Below are 19,680 nucleotides of genomic sequence, written 5' to 3'. Positions count from 1 at the left end.
AGTAAGAGAAAAACTTGGTAGAAAAAGTTATACAATTAGAAGAAATCTCCTTAGTAGATTTTTTGGGCGTAGAAAACGCCAACATCAAGGAAATAGCACAGGCTTTCCCTAATAGCAAAATTATTGCACGAGGAAGTGAAATCCGCATCAAAGGCAACGATACAGAAATCGTAAGGATTAATGAGATTATCAACTCATTATTAGAGCATTATAATAAATATAGCAAAGTTACCTTAGACAACGTGCAGGTGTACCTCCATGCTCGCCCCGACCAGATTCCCTTACACGATTTGGCAGACGACATCATTCTCTATGGAGCGAAAGGTACGGCTATCAAACCCCGTGGACATAATCAACTCAAACTCGTACAAGCGATTTACAACAACGATTTGGTATTTGCCTTAGGTCCCGCAGGTACAGGAAAAACCTACATTGCCGTAGCGATGGCGGTCAGGGCTTTGAAAAATAAAATGGTCAAAAAGCTGATAATCACCCGCCCCGCAGTGGAAGCTGGGGAAAACTTAGGCTTTTTGCCGGGGGATTTAAAAGAAAAGATAGACCCTTACTTGCGACCTATTTACGATGCCTTAGAGGATATGATTCCCTCAGAAAAACTGAAGTTTTATCAGGAAAAAAATGTCATAGAGATTGCTCCACTTGCCTATATGAGGGGAAGGACGCTCTCTAACGCCTTTGTACTCTTAGACGAAGCCCAAAATACTACCCAAATGCAAATGAAAATGGTACTGACTCGCTTGGGAGAACATTCAAAAATGGTCATTACAGGGGACGAGTCGCAGATAGACTTGCCAAGAAATCAAAAATCAGGATTAATCCATGCTGCTGATATTCTGAGAGATACTGAGGGCATAGGCTTTGTACGCATGGAAAGCAAAGATGTGATTCGCCACCAGTTAGTCAAGAAGATTGTCATGGCGTATGATAAGTTTGAGGCACAGCACCCGCCCCATCAGCAAGGGAAACAATAAGAAAAATTTTATCCTAATTTTTGGTAAGATTTGATAAGAAGTGTTAGGAAGGTAACATTAGTTCATTTGCTTCCGTTCATATCAGTTATTCAAAGTCCAGCAAGAGTTTAAAAAAATATCTTGTAAGGATTTGTTACTCTATTGCTAAACTAAACATCGATAAGAAAAATGAAGAAAATAAATAATTTAGCTATCATTTTTATACTCGTTCCCTTTTTTGCCTTTGCCCAGCGTTACGAAGATGCCCCTTTCATACAAGCAGGAGTCAAGTTAGGAGCAAACCTAAACAAAATACAAGGCGTAGGTTACGATGAGGAATTTAAGTTCAACTATCATTTGGGCGGTTTTCTCAAATTCAACATAGGGGAGTACTGGGGCATACAGCCCGAACTCATTTTCAATCAATCTACGGGCAGGACAGTACAGCGATTCAGTCAGATTTACTCAGGAGCGAATACAGACATTCAAAATGTGCGGCTGAACTATTTGAGTATTCCTATTTTAGCTAATTTTGGTATCAACAAACTGTCTTTCCAAGTAGGACCTCAGTATAGTATTTTGCTCAATCAAAATCAAAACCTTTTCCAGAACGGGAGAGAAGCATTTAAATCTGGGGATTTTGCCTTAGTCGGTGGAGTATGGGTACAGTTGGGCAAAGTAAATCTAACAGGACGCTACCTTATAGGGCTAAGCAATCTCAATGAGGTCAGCAGTTCGGAAAAATGGAAAAATCAAGCAATTCAAATAGGCATAGGATACACTTTTTAGCATGAAAAATCTGGTTTTTGCAACGCATAATAAAAACAAAATCAAAGAAATACAAGCCAAACTTGCGGATAGATATGCACTCATTAGTTTATCAGACTTAGACATAGCAGAGGAAATTCCCGAGACGGCAGATACTTTCGAGGGCAATGCTCTTTTAAAAGCACAATACATCTGGAACAAGTTTGGTATGAGTTGTTTTGCTGATGACTCAGGCTTAGAAGTAGATGCCTTAGGAGGCGCACCGGGCGTACACTCAGCAAGGTATGCAGGTTTGCAAAAAAGTGATAAAAACAATATAGACTTGCTTTTAGAAAATCTAAAAAATTATACTGATACAAGTGCGCAATTTCATACTTGTATTGCCTTGATTTTAGAAGGGCAAGTCTATTATTTTCATGGAATTATTAGAGGAAGGCTAATTCGTGAAAGAAAAGGGGCCAACGGCTTTGGCTATGACCCTATTTTTATCCCAGAGGGTTATGACCGCACTTTTGCGGAAATGACCTTAGCCGAGAAAAATGCAATTAGCCATAGAGCAAAGGCTGTAGCTAAATTAGTAGATTTTTTGAATCAAATTTCCTAAAAAATGTGCTTAAAGCGTAAAATTTTTATCTTTGTTTTCTAATCTTTGTGATTAATAGGCTTTTTGTCTATCTACTCTCAATTATTTAGATTTACAACGAAAGAAATTTTACAAATATGGAAATTGCAATGATGTCTTTGCGCTGGGTAGTGGTGCTTGCCCTGTGTTTCTATGGATACAAAAAGAAAGACCTAACCACTTGGATATTAGTAAGTATGGCTATAGGTGCTGAGATTGGCTATGACTTCCCTACCTTTGCCAAGGAACTTAAAATCCTCAGTGATATTTTCTTAAAACTTATCAAAACCATTATTGCCCCACTTTTAATAGGCACATTGGTAGTAGGGATTGCGGGACACTCCGACATGAAGCAAGTGGGTAGAATGGGGGTTAAAGCCCTCGTATATTTTGAAGTAGTAACTACGATAGCCTTGGTCGTAGGACTAATCGCCATCAATTTTACCAAAGCAGGCGAAGGCATAGACCTCTCCGCCGCTCAAAAAACAGGAGAAAAGTTGGCAGAAGTCGCTCACCAAGATTGGAAACAGATAGTTTTACACATTTTCCCTGAAAACATTGCCAAAGCTATTGCTAACGGCGAGGTCTTACAAATAGTGGTTTTCAGTATTTTATTTGCTATTGGCTTGACTATGGTTGCTCCTCATCATCGCAAAGTCATGATAGGCTTTTTGGAAACCCTATCGGAGGTCATGTTCAAGTTTACCAACATCATCATGTATTTTGCCCCATTTGCAGTAGGAGGAGCTATCGCCTATACTATCGGAACGATGGGCTTAGATATTTTTAAAAACCTCATTATGTTACTCCTTACGCTTTATGGTGCTTTGTTGGTATTTGTATTTTTGGTGTTGCTGCCCATTGCTTTGGCTGTCAAAGTTCCTTTGAAACAGTTTTTACAAGCAATTGCCGAGCCTGTTTCACTTGCTTTTGCTACGGCAAGTTCGGAGGCAGCACTGCCTAAAGCAATGAAAGCGATGCAATCCATAGGTGTACCTCAAAAAATTGTGGCTTTTGTTATGCCAACAGGCTACAGTTTTAACCTTGACGGCACAACTTTGTATCTTTCTTTAGCTTCTATTTTTGTGGCTCAGGCGGCGGGCATAGACTTACCTCTGGAAACCCAGATAGTGATGTGCCTGACGCTCATGCTGACAAGCAAAGGAGTAGCGGGGGTAGCGCGTGCTTCTTTGGTGATTCTCTCTGGTACAGTAGCTTCCTTTAATCTGCCTGCCGAGCCTATCATGGTGATTTTAGGCATAGATGCCCTGATGGATATGGGGAGAACTTCGGTCAATGTGATTGGAAACTGCTTAGCAACGGTAGTCGTAGCCAAATGGGAAGGCGAATTTGGGAAAGTAGAGGAAGAGATAGATATGATAGAAATGCAAGAAGAGATGGAGCATTAGAGGACAGATATGCTAAGTAAGATTTTCAAAAACCTGATAGTTTAAGAAATATTTACATAAAGAAAGCCTAAGATATGCTCATTTTTGCAAAAACAAAATAATTTTGCAAGTTGGATTGATGAAAAAATTGTATCTCAAAGCATTATATTAAGTCTTTACCTAATGAAAGTTCATTTTATCGCAATAGGTGGTAGCATCATGCACAATCTGGCAATTACTCTTGCCCAAAAAGGATACCAAGTTACAGGTTCAGATGACGAAATTTATGAGCCTTCTGCAAGCAGACTCAAAAGTTTTGGCTTGCTACCTGCGGAGGAAGGTTGGTTTCCAGAAAAAATCCATGCAGCTTTAGATGCGGTGATTTTAGGAATGCACGCAAGAAAAGATAATCCTGAACTGCTCAAGGCACAGGAACTTGGACTGCAAGTATATTCTTTCCCAGAGTACATCTACGAACAGAGTAAAAATAAAGAAAGAATAGTAATTGCAGGCAGTCATGGGAAAACCACCATTACTGCTATGATAATACATGTATTGAACTTTCATCAGAAAAAGTTTGACTACGCAGTAGGAGCAACTTTGGAAGGTTTAGACGGAACAGTCAGACTTACTGAAGAAGCCCCTCTCATCGTCATAGAGGGAGATGAATATTTCTCCTCCCCGATAGACCCTACTCCTAAATTCATGCGTTATCAGCACCATATTGGCTTAGTGAGTGGCATTGCTTGGGACCACTACAACATTTTTCCTAACTTCGAGGATTACGTACACCAGTTTGAACTCTTCGCCGCAAGTACACCCAAAGCAGGAACAATTATTTACTGCGAAGAGGACGACTTAGCCACAGTAGCCTGTACCTCGAACAATATGAGAGATGATGTAAATAAGATTGCTTACAATACTCACCCTTACGAAGTTAAAAATGGCATTACTTATTTAATCATAGACCACACCAAAATTGCCGTTCCTTTTTTCGGGGCGCACAACATGCAGAATGTCAATGCCTCCAAAACTGTATGTAGTAGAATAGGTATTGATGAGGAAAAATTTTACCAAGCCATTCAAAGTTTTAAAGGAGCAGCAAAACGCTTGGAGTTGGTAGGAAAGAATGAGCATACTGCATTTTTTAGAGATTTCGCTCATGCTCCTTCCAAGATAGAAGCTACGACCAAAGCCGTCAAAGAACAGTTCCCTCATAGGAAGCTAATCGCTTGTGCAGAATTGCATACGTATAGTAGCCTCAATAAAGAATTTATCCCTGAATACCAAAATACCTTAGACAAAGCGGACTTGGGCATTGTATATTACAATCCCAAAACTGTGGCACATAAAAGACTTTCCCCAATTTCTGAGCAGGAAATCAAACAAGCATTCAACAATCATGCAATTCATGTCTTTACTGATGCAGAAAAACTCAAAAATTTTTTGCTTGGACAATCTTGGAAAGACACCAACTTACTCATGATGAGTTCAGGAACTTATGATAACATGGACATCAAAGAATTAGCGGCAAAGGTCATAGGATAACAAATTCATATAACAGCTTATTTTTTTTAAAAAAAAGAAAAAAAATATTATCTTTGTAAATGAGTTTGCAATGAGTACATAGATTTTTTAAATAAAGTTAAAATAAGCCTATGTGCTTTCATATACATATAATATTCAGACTTAACATAAATAGATTATGGACGGCACAGCAATAGTCCTTACACATGGCTTGCTTAATACAGAGTTTGCTAAAACTGCTCATGGGCTTATTAGAGGGACTGAACGATACAATATTTTAGCTATCATTGACCATAAGTTTGCAGGAATGGAGTTAGGAGATCTGCTGGGGGGAGAAGTGCCAAGCATTCCTATTTATGATAGCATAGGCACCGCCTTGAATATGATAGATGAAAAGATAGATTATTTTATCATTGGAATTGCCTTTGCAGGAGGAAGAATTCCACTTGATATTTTACCAATTATCAAAGCCGCTATCCAATCAGGTATGTCTATCGTAAACGGCTTGCATCAATTTTTAAATGATATACCAGAATTAGTAAGTTTGGCTAAATCTTGTGATGTTTCGCTAATAGACATTAGAAAGCCCAAACCTAAATCAGCCCTGCACTATTGGACAGGAAAAATCCGCCAAGTCAAAACTCCCAAGATAGCCGTTTTAGGCACAGATAGTGCCATTGGGAAACGAACTACCTGTTCCTTGCTTACTGAAACAGCAAAATACATGGGCTTACATGCAGAAATGATTTATACAGGACAAACAGGCTGGCTACTTGGCAACAAATATGGTTTTATCTTAGATGCAACGGTCAATGACTTCATTACTGGAGAATTAGAACACGCTATAGTAACTTGCTATCGCGAAACTAACCCTCAAATTATCTTTATGGAAGGGCAGTCTGCGCTGCGTAATCCTATCGGACCTTGCGGAGGAGAGTTTCTAATCTCTGGACAAGCCAACGGAGTTATTTTGCAGCACAAACCTTCCAGAGAGTACTACCACGACACCGAAGAGATGCCCGTTATGATTCCTTCTTTGCAAAGCGAAGTAGCTTTAATAAAAATGTTTGGAGTAGAAACCTTAGCAATTACCCTGAACGGCGATGGACTTTCCAAAGCACAAGCATTGCGGTACAAAGAAGAGTACGAAGCTGAGTTGGGTATTCCCGTAGTTTTTCCTCTGTCTGATGGCGTAGAGCGTATTATAGAAATGCTCTCAGAAAAATATAAGCTAAAAGTAGAAAAAGAGTTTGTATAAGGGAGATATTATTTTTAATTTGGAGGGCTAATTTTTTAACGCAAACTTTTTTCTCATGCAAAAAATTACCCGTAAACCTACAAACTATTGGGCATATTTGACTTTCCTATGGTTGTGTTTTTTACTTTTGGCTTGCTCGCCCAAAGAAAAACCAAAGACTGATGAAGAACTAAGAAAGCGGGCTGATGAGCTGGCTCATAAGTTTATCTTGACCGATGGGCATGTGGATTTGCCTTATCGCCTCATTACCAAAGGATTTCGCTTTGAAAAGCAATTTTTAGGCATTCCTATAAGTTCCAAAGAGGGAGATTTTGATTACGAAAGAGCAAAAATAGGAGGTTTAGATGCTCCTTTCATGTCCATCTATATACCTTCTTATTACCAAAAAACAGGAGGCGCAAAAAGCTATGCAGATACCTTAATTAATATGGTCAGGGCAATCGCTGAGGCCAATCCTGATAAATTTGCTTTGGCAGGTACGCCTGCGGAAGTAGAAGCTAATTTTAACAAAGGTCTTATTTCCTTACCTATGGGCATGGAAAATGGCGCACCCATTGAAAATGACCTCGCTAATGTCAAGTATTTTTATGACAGAGGTATTCGTTATATTACCCTTACTCACGCCTTAGACAATCAAATTTGTGATTCCTCTTATGATACTACTCGCACTTGGAATGGATTGAGTCCTTTTGGAAGAGAAGTAGTTGCTGAGATGAACAATGTAGGCATGATGATAGACATTTCTCATGTATCAGATAGTACTTTTTATCAAGTTATGCGGCTCAGCAAAGCTCCTTGCATTGCTTCTCATTCTTCGTGCAGAGCTTTTACTCCTGATTTTATTCGCAATATGTCCGATGACATGATAAAAGTTTTAGCCAAAAATGGAGGAGTGATACAAATCAACTTTGGTTCAGATTTTTTAGATGCAGAAATCAATAAGCAAAACAAAGCATTAGATGCAAAACTCGCTAACTTGCTAAAAGAAAAGGGCTTATCTCCACAAGACTCCGCAGCTAAGCCCATTATAGAGCAGTTTGCCAAAGACAATCCTGCACTTTTTAGCACGGTAGAGAAAGTCGCCGACCACATAGACCATGTAGTCAAAATAGCAGGTATAGACCATGTAGGTCTGGGTTCAGATTTTGACGGCGTAGGGGATACCTTACCCACAGGACTAAAAGATGTAACAGGCTATCCCAATTTGATTTACGTTTTGCTCAAAAGAGGATATTCAGAGGAAGACATCGCTAAGATTTGTTACAAAAACGTATTTAGAGTTTGGAATAAAGTAATGGAGGTAGCACAGCAACAAGCCAGATAGTTGTTAAATTTTTGGTAAGTATTTTGAGGGAAAAAAGTAAAATCAACAAGATATGATTCAATATTTCTCTTTCAAATATATATACATTAGCATAGTTTTTACTTTTCTGCTTGGTTTAGCGGCTGTTTCTGCACAACCCAAAGGAACTTTAGCCCCTAAGGAGAGAGAAATAGAGGACGTACCTAATGATTCTACTGCTCCACGCATTTATGTTGGAATGCAATATGAAGAGCTAATGGCTGTTTTCGAGCAGTTGAAAAGCTATCCTGAGAATGCTTCCTTAGACTTTCTTCGCCAAAGAGAAAAAAAATTACGCAATCTCAGGGATACAGCTTGGTTATTAGTGCGATTCATGGAAGACCCTATCCAAAGAAAAGTGGCAGAAAACAAAGAAAAAGAGGCATATAGGGTAAAGTTGTTGAAAGAAATTAAGGATATGGAAGCCTCTCAAAAAGAATTTAATGCAGAAAGAGAAAAAAGGTTAAAAGCCTTAGATGAACTCCTTAAATCTTCGGAAGAGGAGGCGGATACTTCTGCGTCTGATACAGGAAATGTCAATAAAGAGGAAGAGGAAGAAGATGACGGCTGGGGGGAGTCAGAAGAGGAAGAAGAAGAAACAAACAGTAAAAATAAATCCAAAAAAACAGCCGAGCAGAAAGCCAAAGAGAAACAAGAGCAAGAACAACTGAAAAAAGAACAGGAAAAAAAGAAACTTGAAGAAAAGCTAAAATCTAAGCAACTCAAAGCACAAGAAAAGTTTATTAAGAGAGAGCAAGAATTTTTGGAGCAGAGCCAAGAAGATTCGCTTAAAATGGCGGATAATTTATCTTTCATGCAAGACTCTTTGGCGCAGTTTGAGGCAGAACTCAAAGCCTCTGAGGATTCTGTAGAGATTATGCGAAAGAATCTAAAGCCTGTAAAAAACTTAGCTTATGAAATCAGGAAAGAATGGGTAAAAATTTACTATAAGTTAGAAGATGTCACTAAACCCTTGGGTAGGGAAGCCGCCGCAGATTTTGATGCAATAGTTACAGATTTTTTGCACTTCAAATACGATGAAGTTATTAACGCACTTAATAACCCTGATGTATTGGATAGAATTAAAACCCTGAAAAACAATATTTTTTATAGTGAAAAAAATCCTAACATAGATTGCAAAGGAGGCATTGGTGTTTTTCTGAACGGCTTGCCAGAGGAAGAAATCAAAGCTGTAGCAGGAGGCGATGTAGGAACATTTTTAAGAACAGGTTGTGTAGGCTATACAATAGGTTTAGGAGAAGAATGTAACTTAGTAATTTTAAAACTTCCAGATGAGCAGATTATCGCTATCCTTCGTAAAAAAGCACTCAAACAAGAGTATGACCCCAATATTCGCAAAATGGTAGTCAGAGAAGGATTAAATGCCTTTGATGCTGTTAAAATAATCAAGTAAACTTATATAAAGTCAATGAAAATAGGACTGTTTTCAGGAAGCCTACGCCCAGAGGAGGGAGGTGGATATACCATTGAAAAAGAAATCATTAGCTCTATCAGCCAATACAAAGACCTTACACATCACGAATTTGTCCTTTTTTCTTGGTTTGACATGCCCCAACTTCGTAGAATGGGCTTTGAAATCAAAAACATCGATATAAGTATCTCTGAAAAAATTAACTATAAACTTTCAGAGCAGATAGCTAAACTAAGAGGAAGTAGAAAAAAAGACCTGCTCAATCCCCTTCAAAAAAGAATCCTACGAGAAGAAATAGATGCTATTTTCTACCTTTCACCTTGGGAGAATTTCTTTTTAGATATTCCCTACTTCAGCATGGTTTGGGACTTGCAACATCGCTTACAGCCGTACTTCCCAGAGGTTTCTGCCAAAGGAGAGTGGGCAAAGCGAGAAAAATTTTATAGTGCTAATCTCCCTCAAGCCAGCCGAGTGATTATTGGCAATGAAGCAGGAAGAGAGGAAATTCATCAGTTTTACCACATTCCCAAAGAACGCATATTTCTCATTCCACACCCTACCCCTGCTTTTGCCTTAGAACATACAGACCCAAAGCCGCCTCTGCCACAGGGTTTTATACCTCAGCGTCCATATCTGTTTTACCCTGCTCAGTTCTGGGCGCATAAGAATCACATCGGCTTATTGAACGCACTACATTTGCTCAAGCGAGATTTTCAACAAGAATTTGACTTAGTGCTGGTAGGCTCTGATAAAGGAAATCAGTCATTTGTGATGCAAAAAGCCAAAAGTTTGGGCTTAGCGCATCAAGTACACTGCTTAGGCTTTGTTTCTACCCAGCACCTCATTGCCTTATACCAAAATGCTTTTGCTTTAACTTATGTAACTTATTTCGGTCCTGAGAATCTGCCTCCTTTAGAAGCCTTTGCTTTGGGTTGTGCGGTGATAGCCAGCAAGGTAGCAGGAGCAGAGGAACAGTTAGGCGAAGGAGCTATCTTAGTCAATCCAAGTTCTCCGCAAGAAATCGCCCAAGCAGTGATTACTTTGGCAAATGATGAGAACCTCAAAAATGAACTTATTAGTAAAGGGAAAAAAATAGCTCAAGAGCGTTCAGGAAAAGCATTTGCCCTGAAATTTTTTACGATGTTAGACGAATTTGAACCTTTGAGAAGTTGCTGGAGATAGTAAAATACTTTAACTGCGTAAAGGTATTATAACCAATTACCTACAAGATTTATATTTTTACGAATCATAACAAGGACAAACTTTACCAATTCATAAAGCAAATAGCTAATTTAGAAGTATTATGACCTTTAACCAATTTAAAGAAAGTTTAAGCCAAAAACAAGTTCCTTCTGACATTTCAGAATTGCTCAAAGCACTTTGGTACGATGCCAAAGGAGATTGGCACAAGGCACACGAGATAGCACAAAGCCAAGAAAGTCAGCAGTATTGTCTTGTTCATGCTTACTTACATCGCAAAGAAGGCGATGAGTGGAATGCACAGTATTGGTACAGGCGAGCTAAAAGAAACATGCCGAGCTATTCTTTGGCAGAGGAATGGGAAAAAATAGTAGAAGAATTACTGTAGTTAGCTAAGAGATTTTACCTGATACAAGTAAAATCTCTCAATTGACCGAGAAAGTAAGCTATTTTATGATTTATATTTTCATCATCCAGCCTCTTTGGTCTGGGATTCTGCCGTATTTGAGGTCTTCTAATTCTTTGTAAATAGCGTTAGAAATCTTGCGTGTTTCAACTGGAGGAAGCTCGTAGCGGATTCCTTCATAACCTATTTGAATGATTTGAGCAATAGTTGCGGCTGTGCCTGCTCCAAAGGCTTCCTGTAAAGTACCTTTTTGGATAGCCTCTATGAGTTCACTGATTGCCAGTTTGCGTTCTTCTACTTCTATGCCCATATCTTTAGCTACTTGGATAACGCTTTTACGAGTAATACCGTCTAAAATGCTGTCCCCTGTACTTGCTGTGATAAGTTTTCCATTAATAACAAACATGAGATTCATAGAGCCAGCTTCTTCTACGTACTTATGCTCCTTTCCGTCTGTCCAAATAAGTTGGTCGTAGCCTTCTTCTATGGCTAATTGGGTAGGCAGCATAGAGGCGGCATAGTTTCCTGCGGTTTTGGCATATCCTATTCCTCCTTCTACTGCTCTGGTAAAATGGGTTTCTACCTTCACCTTGACGGGTTTATTGTAGTAAGCCCCTACAGGCGAACACATAATAATAAAGCGATAAGTTTGAGAAGGTTGCAAACCTACATACTCATCAGTAGCAAACATCAAAGGTCTGATATATAGCGAACTGCCCTGAGTAGTAGGTATCCAATTGCGGTCTATCTCTAATAGCTCCTTTAATCCTGCCAAAAATATTTCTTCTGGAATCTCAGGCATATACATTCTGACCGCAGATTTGTTCATGCGTTTTGCGTTTTGGTCTGGACGAAATACTAAAATCTCATGGTTGCCTGTTTTATAGGCTTTTAGACCTTCAAAAATAGTTTGTCCATAGTGAAGAGTAAGATTAGCTGGGCTAATACTCATTTTTGCAAAAGGCTCTATACGCAAATCTGTCCACTCTTTGCCGTTATAATCAGCAACAAAGATGTGGTCAGTCATGATTCTACCAAATGGAAGATGATTGAAGTCTATTTCAGGTAAGCGAGATTGAGCAACTCTGCGAACTGAAATGTCTAAGGCTAAATCTGTGGCTGTCATATTTAAAAATTTTATAGTTTAAGTTTTCAAAGTAAGTCAATTTTTCATACAATTCAAAGTGTAACTTACTAACAAAAATGTATTAGTTTTTTCTCAAAAAAGAAAAAAGACTTCCCAAAAAAATTTTGAGAAGTCTAACATCTTGTAAGTAGAAAGAAAAGATAAGGTTTTTACTTATTCCACCAAACTTTGGTAGTGATAGCATCTGCTCCTTGGCGGGTAACGGCTTCCACTCTGTTTTGTGTATTTAAGGACTGCTCGCTCAAAGGATAGATAAAACGAGTAGGAATAATGCCATTGGTTTGATTAGTTGCCGCAGGTCTGAGGGCAGGAATATTGGTTCTACGCCAGTCAAACCAAGCTTCCAGTCCTTGGAAGAAGAAGGAAATCCATTTTTGCGTCCCAATTTGTACTAAGGCATTAGCTGGATTATAAGCAACACCTGTTTGAGCTAAATACCCTGCGGGCGTAGATAAACCGTAGTAAGCAAAAGAAGCATTAATACCATTTTCGTAGTAGGTTTTGGCTTGAGCATCGCCTCCTGCTATCAAACCTTTCTTTGCCGCTTCCGCTAAAATAAACTGCAACTCCGAATAGTTCATGATGACTCCTTTGGCAATAGAAAGCCCTAACGAGCTATTGGCTGCTTCATAGAACAAAGCACCTATACGAGATTGGTTTTGAGGACCTCCGTTGAACTGCAAAGCCTCTACGTCCCCTAAACCGTTAGGAATACCAACATACTGGTCGTCAGAGGTATCAGGGGTAAGTTCGGTCGCAGGTGTGGGGCGGAAAAAGATGTTTCTACGAGGGTCATTAAAACCTGTTAGTACGTCCATCAAAGTCTTACTTGCACGAAATTCATTGAAAGAACCGATACGCGTAGTAAACAAGGGAAATTGGTCAGGGGCATTTGACAAGTAGGTGTAATTGGCATTGTCGCTGTTGCCTGTCATGATTGGATTGGCATTAGGATTATTTACTATTGATGCCATGTCTGCCGCTACATTTCTTTTGTTAGAAATACGCATAAGGTAGCGTAAACGCAAGGAGTTAGCTAATTTTTTCCATTTGGTAACATCTCCATTGAAAATAGGGTCGCCAGCTACTATTTCTCCTGTAGTTCCTAAAATGCTGTTTGCCTCTGCCAAATCTGCCAAAATCCCTGCATAAATACTTTCTTGGGTGTCGTATTTGGGAAAGTTAATGCCATCACTTTTCCCTCTGATAGCCTCGCTGTAGGGAATATCACCGTAGCAATCAGTTGCCAAAGAAAACATCCAAGATTTTAAGATGAGGGCAATGCCTTTATAATTTCTCTGATTGCTCGCTTCGCTTTGGTCAAGAACGATTTTTAAATCGCGCATATTGCTATACACGTTGTTCCAAATAGAGTTTAGCTCGCCCCAGAGGTAGCGGTCTTCGTTTACGAACTGGTTTTTTGCTGTGTGTTGAATAACAATGTTTCCAATTCCCCATGCCTCGCCCAAGGTAGCATTTACCATATCTCTGATAATTTGAGGAAGCAATAAACTGGAAGTTACGGAAATAGGTGCATTGGGATTAGTATTGATTTCCTCAAAACGGTTGGTACAAGCACTAAAAGCAGTAAGTACAAATACCAAAACTGTCAATTTTTTTATGATTACTTTCATAAGTATATTTTTATAAAAGGTGAATTAATCTGATGTATGAGTTTTTTAGAATTTGAAGCCAAGATTGAAACCATAGCTACGCGTAGAAGGTAGAGCCACTGATTCTATTCCGGGTATAATCGTTCCGCCTGCGGTAGAGGCAGTTTCTGGGTCTATGTGCGGCACATTTGTCCAGAGGAACAGGTTACGACCTACAAAAGAGATATTTACATCTCTGAAAGGTAGCCTTCCCATAAACTTGTTAGGCAAAGTATAGCCCAATTTGACTTCTCTTAGCTTCACAAAAGAGGCATCGTAAACCATACCCTCCAATAGTCTTCTTCCAAGCGTTATAGAGGTATGCCATTCGCGGGCAGAGAGTTTGAAGTCGTTAGGTCTGAAAGAGCCATCAGCATTTTGCACTACTCCTTGTCCAATTACCCCGTTTCCCGGTAGGCTCAAATCGTATCCATTGGCACGACCTTCTAAGGTCTCGATAATCATACCACCTTCGCGACCAACAGTTTGTGTGTGTGAATACACTTTTCCACCTTGGCGAATGTCAAACAAGAAACTAAAATTAATTCCTTTGTAACTCAACGTATTGGTAATACCCAACATCCAGTCAGGGTTGTAGTTGCCTAAGTTAATGACTTGGTCAGTTGGGATAGGTTTACCTGCTGTGTTATAAACTACCTGCCCTACGAACTGCCCTGTAGGGTCGTAGTATTTGCCGTTAGGGTCAGTATTTTGCACGCGGGCAAATCCAATACCGTACATATCGCCCATTCTACCGCCTACTCTTGCTTCTACGCTTAGGTAACGGCTTGCCATCACAAAATTTTGGATTCCCTCGGCTAATTCTTTTACTTCGCTGCGATTGCGAGAAAAGTTAAAATCTATTGACCATCTTATGCTATTGTCTAATTGGATAGGTACTACATTAAGCATCAATTCTATCCCTCTATTTTCTATCAGACCTGCGTTGATGATGCGAGAAGAATACCCCGTAGTATTAGACAAAGGAATACCAATGATTTGGTTTCTGCTGCGAGTGTTGTAATAGGTAAAGTCTATGCCAATGCGACCTTCTAATAATCGTACATCTATCCCCGCTTCAAACGAGGTACTTAGCTCAGGTTTTAAGTTCAAATTAGGAATAACAGAGGATTCTCCGTAAGCAGGAAGCCCTTTTACAGGAGTTTCTGCATTATAAACTGCTTGTAACTGATAGGGTTGTGTATCGTTACCTACCTGAGCAATACCTACGCGTGCTTTGGCAAAAGAAATCAACTTAGGTAGTTCTACCATATCACTGATAACTGCACTTAGATTCGCCGCAGGATAGAAATAACTCCACTCTCCTTTGGGTAAAGTACTTGACCAGTCGTTACGGGCTGAGAGGTCTAAGTACAAGAAATTTTTATACCCTAACTGAGCGGAAGCATACAAACTATTGATGCGTTTTTTAGAGCGGAAAGCGGAGGCTTGGATAGCTACGCGAGAGTTACCTAAGCTATACACGCCCGGTACCGCCAATTCAGGGGCAGAAACATCAGAAGTATTAAATACTTGCGTGAGTGTATTCCCTCCTACGCTTGCTGTAAGTGAGATAGTTTCGCTCAGATTTTTATTGGCACTTAGCAAGAAATCGGTGTTACGCTCTTCGTAAAATATTTTTTCTTCTCTATAACTTCCCAATGGAAATCTTTGTGTGCTGTAAGCACGGCGGCGGTCGCGGAACTCATTGCTGAAGTCTGTGCCACTACGCACCATCAAGTTTAGCCAATCTGTAAACTGGTAAGTCAAGGAAAGATTGCCATATACCCTGTCCAAACTTTGTCCGTTGGTATTTTCAAAAACGTTGAAATAGGGGTTGTCGTGATAGTTGTAGTTAAAACCAAACTGATTTAGCCCTTCGCGACCAAACTGCCAGTAATCTCTCATGGCTTGCACATCTACTTGTCTGCCTAACCAACAGTTGAACAGATACATGATATTTTCCGTACCATAGCTCAAATTAGGTCTGTTGCCACTTGTATTTTTTATGTAATTGATTACAGCACGTGCCTTCAATCGCTTGCTTAGGTTGTAACCGCCTGCAAAGGCAAAAGTATTTCTATTCAAATCTGTATTAGGCACAATTCCTTTTTGGTCTAAGTAAGTATAAGAAACACGAAAATCTCCGTTTTCATTACTTCCTGCTAAAGCTACATTTTGGGTAAAAGTTAGTCCTGTTTGGAAAAAGTTTTTCACGTTGTCAGGTCTGGCTACCCAAGGTGTTGGTTGGATTTCTCCTCTCGCAGCTAACTGCGCTGCTAAGTTTACGGGTCCTATTCTTGTATTCAAGTTTCCTACATCACCACCACGACGACCATTAGAAGTTGGCGAATCAAATTGTCTAATAAGTTGTCCGTTGTAGGCAGGTCCCCAACTTTCATCTACCCCGTCAGCCAGACCGCCACCATTGCCATCCCTAAACTCAAATACGCCCCCTAAACCTTGACCGTAAACATTTTGATATTCAGGCAGCCGCAATACGTTTTCAAAAGTAAGTGTAGAGTTTACTGTTGCCCCGATGCCTTTGGTTCCTCTGCCAGACTTCGTTTTAATGACAATTACACCATTATTAGCACGAGAGCCATACAAAGCGGAGGCAGCACCGCCTTTGAGTACAGTCATGGACTCTATGTCGTCAGGATTGATGAAACCTGCCCCGTTGCCATAGTCTGCCTCTTGGTTGCTCCTGCCAGACGAACCGTAGTTATTGTTACTGATTGGAACACCGTCCACTACAAACAAGGGTTGGTTGTTGTTGATATTCAAAGAGCGTTCTCCCCTGATAATCACCCTTGCTGAGCCACCTATTCCTGTGGGATTGCCCACTACTGTAACCCCAGCTATTTTTCCAGCCAAGGAGTTTACCAAGTTGGTTTCGCGTGCCTGAATCAAATCATTGCTTTGAATCGTTTGCGTAGCATAGCCTAAGGCTTTCTTTTCTTTCTCTACCCCTAAGGCTGTAACCACCACCTCATTAAGACTTTGTACGTCTTCTACTAATTGGGCGTCTATGGTGCTTTGCCCGCCAATAGCTACTTCTACACTTTTGTAACCTACAAAGGAAAAAACAACGATATTTGCATTAGTAGGTAGTTTCAAACTATACGTGCCGTCTGTCCCTGTAACTGTACCTACGGTAGTGCCTTTAATAAAAACACTCACACCAGGAAACTCCTCACCTGTAGAGGCGATAGTAACCTTGCCGCGAAGCATTTTATCCTGTGCTTGCATATTCATAGAAAATAGCAAACCTATTGCTACTCCTAAGAATAGAAAAAATCTGTAAAAATTGTTTTTCATAAAGTTTTGATTTTTGTTTTTCTAAGGAAATTTTGTTTTATTCCAAGATTCAAAGGTAGGTAGCTAAGATGTATTAGGCGTAACCGAATTTTTATCGTATTGTGAAGTTGGGAAAAAACAAATTCAAGTAGCTTTTTATGAGAAAACTTAGAAAAGGAGATGTGGAAGTAATCAAAGAAGCTAATCCATAGCAATTTAACGATTGAGCAGAAGGCTAAAAATTATACTTTTTTTAGTTTTCATAACAAAATTTTGCTAAAAAGATGTTAATCAAATATTATATGATTCTAATTTATTACATAGTTTATCTGCTTTCTATAAAAGAAAGCAGAAATACAAGTTATTGATAAACAAGGTTCAAAATAACTTGCTTCCAAAATATATCGCTTAATTTTTGCTTAAAATTGAGAAATATTACTTTTGATTACAAGATGCAAGCAATCTTGTTTGAGCTAATATCCTACTTTTTTTCTAAGGCACTTCTAATCAACTCATTGGCTTTTTTAGGGTCTATTTTCCCCTTGCCTAATTGCATGACCTCTCCCATAAACATTCCCAAAAGATTTTTACTCCCTTTCTGATAGGCAAGTACTTTGTCAGGATATTTTGCCAAAACCTCTTCGATGATAGGCAAAATCGCATTGTCATCGCTTTCCTGCAAAAGATTGTGTTTCTCTGCCAATGCTAAGGCAGTTTTTTCTGGATTCTCGACCATGATATTGAATAACCTACTCGAGGCAATAGAAAAGCTAATCCTGTTCGCATCTACTAAATCAATGAGTTCTACGATTCTCTCTGGCTTCAAAGGAAAATCTGCTATATCAATCTCTAATTTATTGAGGTGGTATTTGACCGAACCCATAAGCCAATTAGAGGCAGCTTTATAATTCTTTGTTTTTGAGCAAATTGCCTCAAAATAAAGAGCTATATTTTTTTCGTCAGTAAGGACACCTGCATCGTATTCTGGCAAGCCGTACACTTTGGTAAACTTCTCAAAAAGTTCGGCAGGGAGTGGTGGCATTTGGGCTTTGATACTTGCTAAATATTCTTCTGTAACTACAAAAGGGGCAAGGTCTGGCTCAGGGAAATAGCGGTAGTCATTCATTTCTTCTTTTTCTCTCATGCTGTAAGTTTTTCCTGTGTCTGCATCAAAAGTTCTCGTTTCTGAAACGATGTTTTCCCCATTTTCTATCAAAGTAACCTGTCGCACAAACTCATAATCTATCGCTCTTTGCACATTGCGAACTGAGTTCATGTTTTTGACTTCTACTTTTTTGCCTAATTTCTTTTCTCCTTTCAAGCGTACTGACACATTGGCATCGCAACGCATAGAACCCTCCTCCATATTGCCATCGCAAATCTCCAAGTAACGCACCAAGCGGCGAATCTCAGTCATGTAAACATAGGCTTCTTCTGATAGGCGAATGTCAGGTTCAGAAACTATCTCTATCAGAGCAGTCCCTGCGCGATTGAGGTCTATGAGCGATTCATTACCCCCTTCCAAGTGAATAGATTTTCCTGCATCTTCCTCTAAATGAATGCGATTTAAGCGAATCCGTGAAACTGAGCCTTCCTTTGTTTTCACTTCTATGAATCCTCCTTTACAGATAGGCGTTTTATCTTGGGTGATTTGATAGCCTTTGGGCAAGTCAGGATAAAAATAGTTTTTTCTATCAAAAATATTGTAGCGAGAGATTTCACAACCACAAGCCAAACCCATTTTGATTGCGAGTTCTACGGCTTTTTTATTGAGTTTTGGCAAGGTACCAGGATGAGCCAAAGTTACTACACTGATATTGGTATTTGGCGCTTGCCCAAAAATAGTAGCATCAGTAGAAAATATTTTACTTTTGGTAAGTAGCTGGGCATGAACTTCCAAGCCAACGATTAACTCGTATCTATCCAAAATAGTAGGGTCTGTAATCAGTGTTTGCTTCTTCTGCTCTTTTACCATATCTTTGATGGGTTTTAGTTTGTAAGTTTTTGTTAATCTGTTTTTTAGCAGCAAAATTTTTGTAACTATTTAATTACTCGCAAAATTAGGAAAAAAGTTTTAGTTTAACGCTATGAAATTACCTGATGACATAACAAGTTTACAAGACCTGCTTTGAGATGTACTTGCCAAGTTAGCTGCTTTGGGATAGAAGAATAATAAGTTGCAAGTGAAGAATACCGAGCAAATTAATTACTTGTATGCCCTTTATCATGTCCATATTTTACAAAGAGTTGCAGGTATTGACCAATCAGGTAGTCAGTAGGTAGGCTTTGTTATGATGTGGAATCATATCCATCTGTTATGGAAAATCATGCCTCCCTATACTCTCCAAGAGGTGCAGTTGAGTTTTATGAAATTCACTGCTCAAATAATAAAGCTTGCCCCTTTTTACTTTATAACTTGCTGTTTACCAATGAAAAATGCTTGTTGGTGTCGCATACCACCGCGTTCAATACCAACAAAGGCAAAGAAGCACCACCCTCTGTTGAGATGTTTTCAATAAATTTACCATCCTACTTATTATCTTTCCGATTTTTCTTTGGCATTTATGAATTTACATTTAATTTTTTGCTAATTTTAAAGTTAAATTAAACAAACATTCTCATAGAGAACAGTTTGCTTTAGCAAGTATTCAAATTTTTCTTTACATCTAA

The 19,680-nt window shown here is 39.2% G+C and carries 14 protein-coding genes; 10 read left to right on the top strand and 4 right to left on the bottom strand.

All coding sequences use genetic code 11. The annotated features are described in order from the left end of the window. Positions 1-14 precede the first annotated feature (14 nt). From BM141_RS03565 to BM141_RS03520, 10 genes are all read left to right on the top strand, one after another. A complete protein-coding gene (locus tag BM141_RS03565; protein WP_091540126.1) occupies positions 15-989 on the top strand; it encodes a PhoH family protein in 975 nt (324 codons plus the stop codon). Between the two features lie 168 nt (positions 990-1,157). Beyond that, complete coding sequence (locus BM141_RS03560; protein ID WP_091540123.1) at positions 1,158-1,757, top strand: porin family protein; 600 nt, start codon at positions 1,158-1,160, stop codon at positions 1,755-1,757. Between the two features lies 1 nt (position 1,758). Further along, a complete protein-coding gene (locus BM141_RS03555; RefSeq protein ID WP_091540120.1) occupies positions 1,759-2,340 on the top strand; it encodes a non-canonical purine NTP diphosphatase in 582 nt (193 codons plus the stop codon). Between the two features lie 116 nt (positions 2,341-2,456). After that, on the top strand, positions 2,457-3,767 hold the full coding sequence (locus tag BM141_RS03550) for a dicarboxylate/amino acid:cation symporter (RefSeq protein WP_091540116.1): 1,311 nt from the start codon (positions 2,457-2,459) through the stop codon (positions 3,765-3,767). Between the two features lie 162 nt (positions 3,768-3,929). Beyond that, positions 3,930-5,294: a UDP-N-acetylmuramate--L-alanine ligase gene (locus tag BM141_RS03545; protein ID WP_091540268.1), complete on the top strand. Its 1,365-nt coding sequence runs from the start codon at positions 3,930-3,932 to the stop codon at positions 5,292-5,294. A gap of 157 nt (positions 5,295-5,451) precedes the next feature. Then, positions 5,452-6,531, top strand: coding sequence for an N-acetyltransferase DgcN family protein (locus BM141_RS03540; RefSeq protein WP_091540113.1), 1,080 nt, complete (start codon positions 5,452-5,454; stop codon positions 6,529-6,531). 55 nt (positions 6,532-6,586) lie between these two features. Further along, entirely contained in the window at positions 6,587-7,855 is a 1,269-nt protein-coding gene (locus tag BM141_RS03535) for a dipeptidase (protein ID WP_091540109.1), read from the top strand. Positions 7,856-7,907: 52 nt separating this feature from the next. Beyond that, positions 7,908-9,287 (top strand): hypothetical protein, encoded by a 1,380-nt coding sequence (locus BM141_RS03530; RefSeq protein ID WP_091540102.1) that lies wholly within the window; start codon positions 7,908-7,910, stop codon positions 9,285-9,287. A 15-nt stretch (positions 9,288-9,302) separates the two neighbouring features. After that, positions 9,303-10,487, top strand: a complete 1,185-nt coding sequence (locus tag BM141_RS03525; protein ID WP_091540099.1) for a glycosyltransferase family 4 protein — start codon at positions 9,303-9,305, stop codon at positions 10,485-10,487. Between the two features lie 121 nt (positions 10,488-10,608). After that, positions 10,609-10,893: a hypothetical protein gene (locus tag BM141_RS03520; RefSeq protein WP_091540095.1), complete on the top strand. Its 285-nt coding sequence runs from the start codon at positions 10,609-10,611 to the stop codon at positions 10,891-10,893. Between the two features lie 70 nt (positions 10,894-10,963). On the opposite strand, the gene BM141_RS03515 is transcribed toward BM141_RS03520, so the two are convergent. The 4 genes from BM141_RS03515 to gatB form a co-directional block, all read right to left on the bottom strand. Then, on the bottom strand, positions 10,964-12,037 hold the full coding sequence (locus BM141_RS03515; RefSeq protein WP_091540092.1) for a branched-chain amino acid aminotransferase: 1,074 nt from the start codon (positions 12,035-12,037) through the stop codon (positions 10,964-10,966). A gap of 170 nt (positions 12,038-12,207) precedes the next feature. Further along, entirely contained in the window at positions 12,208-13,692 is a 1,485-nt protein-coding gene (locus BM141_RS03510) for a SusD/RagB family nutrient-binding outer membrane lipoprotein (protein WP_091540089.1), read from the bottom strand. A 45-nt stretch (positions 13,693-13,737) separates the two neighbouring features. Further along, positions 13,738-17,031 carry a SusC/RagA family TonB-linked outer membrane protein gene (locus BM141_RS03505; RefSeq protein WP_091540086.1) on the bottom strand — a complete coding sequence of 1,098 codons (3,294 nt, stop codon included), beginning with the start codon at positions 17,029-17,031 and terminating at the stop codon, positions 13,738-13,740. Positions 17,032-17,491: 460 nt separating this feature from the next. After that, positions 17,492-18,985: an Asp-tRNA(Asn)/Glu-tRNA(Gln) amidotransferase subunit GatB gene (gene gatB / locus BM141_RS03500; RefSeq protein WP_091540264.1), complete on the bottom strand. Its 1,494-nt coding sequence runs from the start codon at positions 18,983-18,985 to the stop codon at positions 17,492-17,494. Positions 18,986-19,680: the final 695 nt, after the last annotated feature.

The organism is Thermoflexibacter ruber (genome assembly GCF_900113045.1).
GTDB classification, from domain to species: Bacteria; Bacteroidota; Bacteroidia; order Cytophagales; family Thermoflexibacteraceae; genus Thermoflexibacter; species Thermoflexibacter ruber.
The sequence above is the reverse complement of the archived record's forward strand: the minus strand, read 5'-3'. Positions and strand labels throughout refer to the sequence as shown.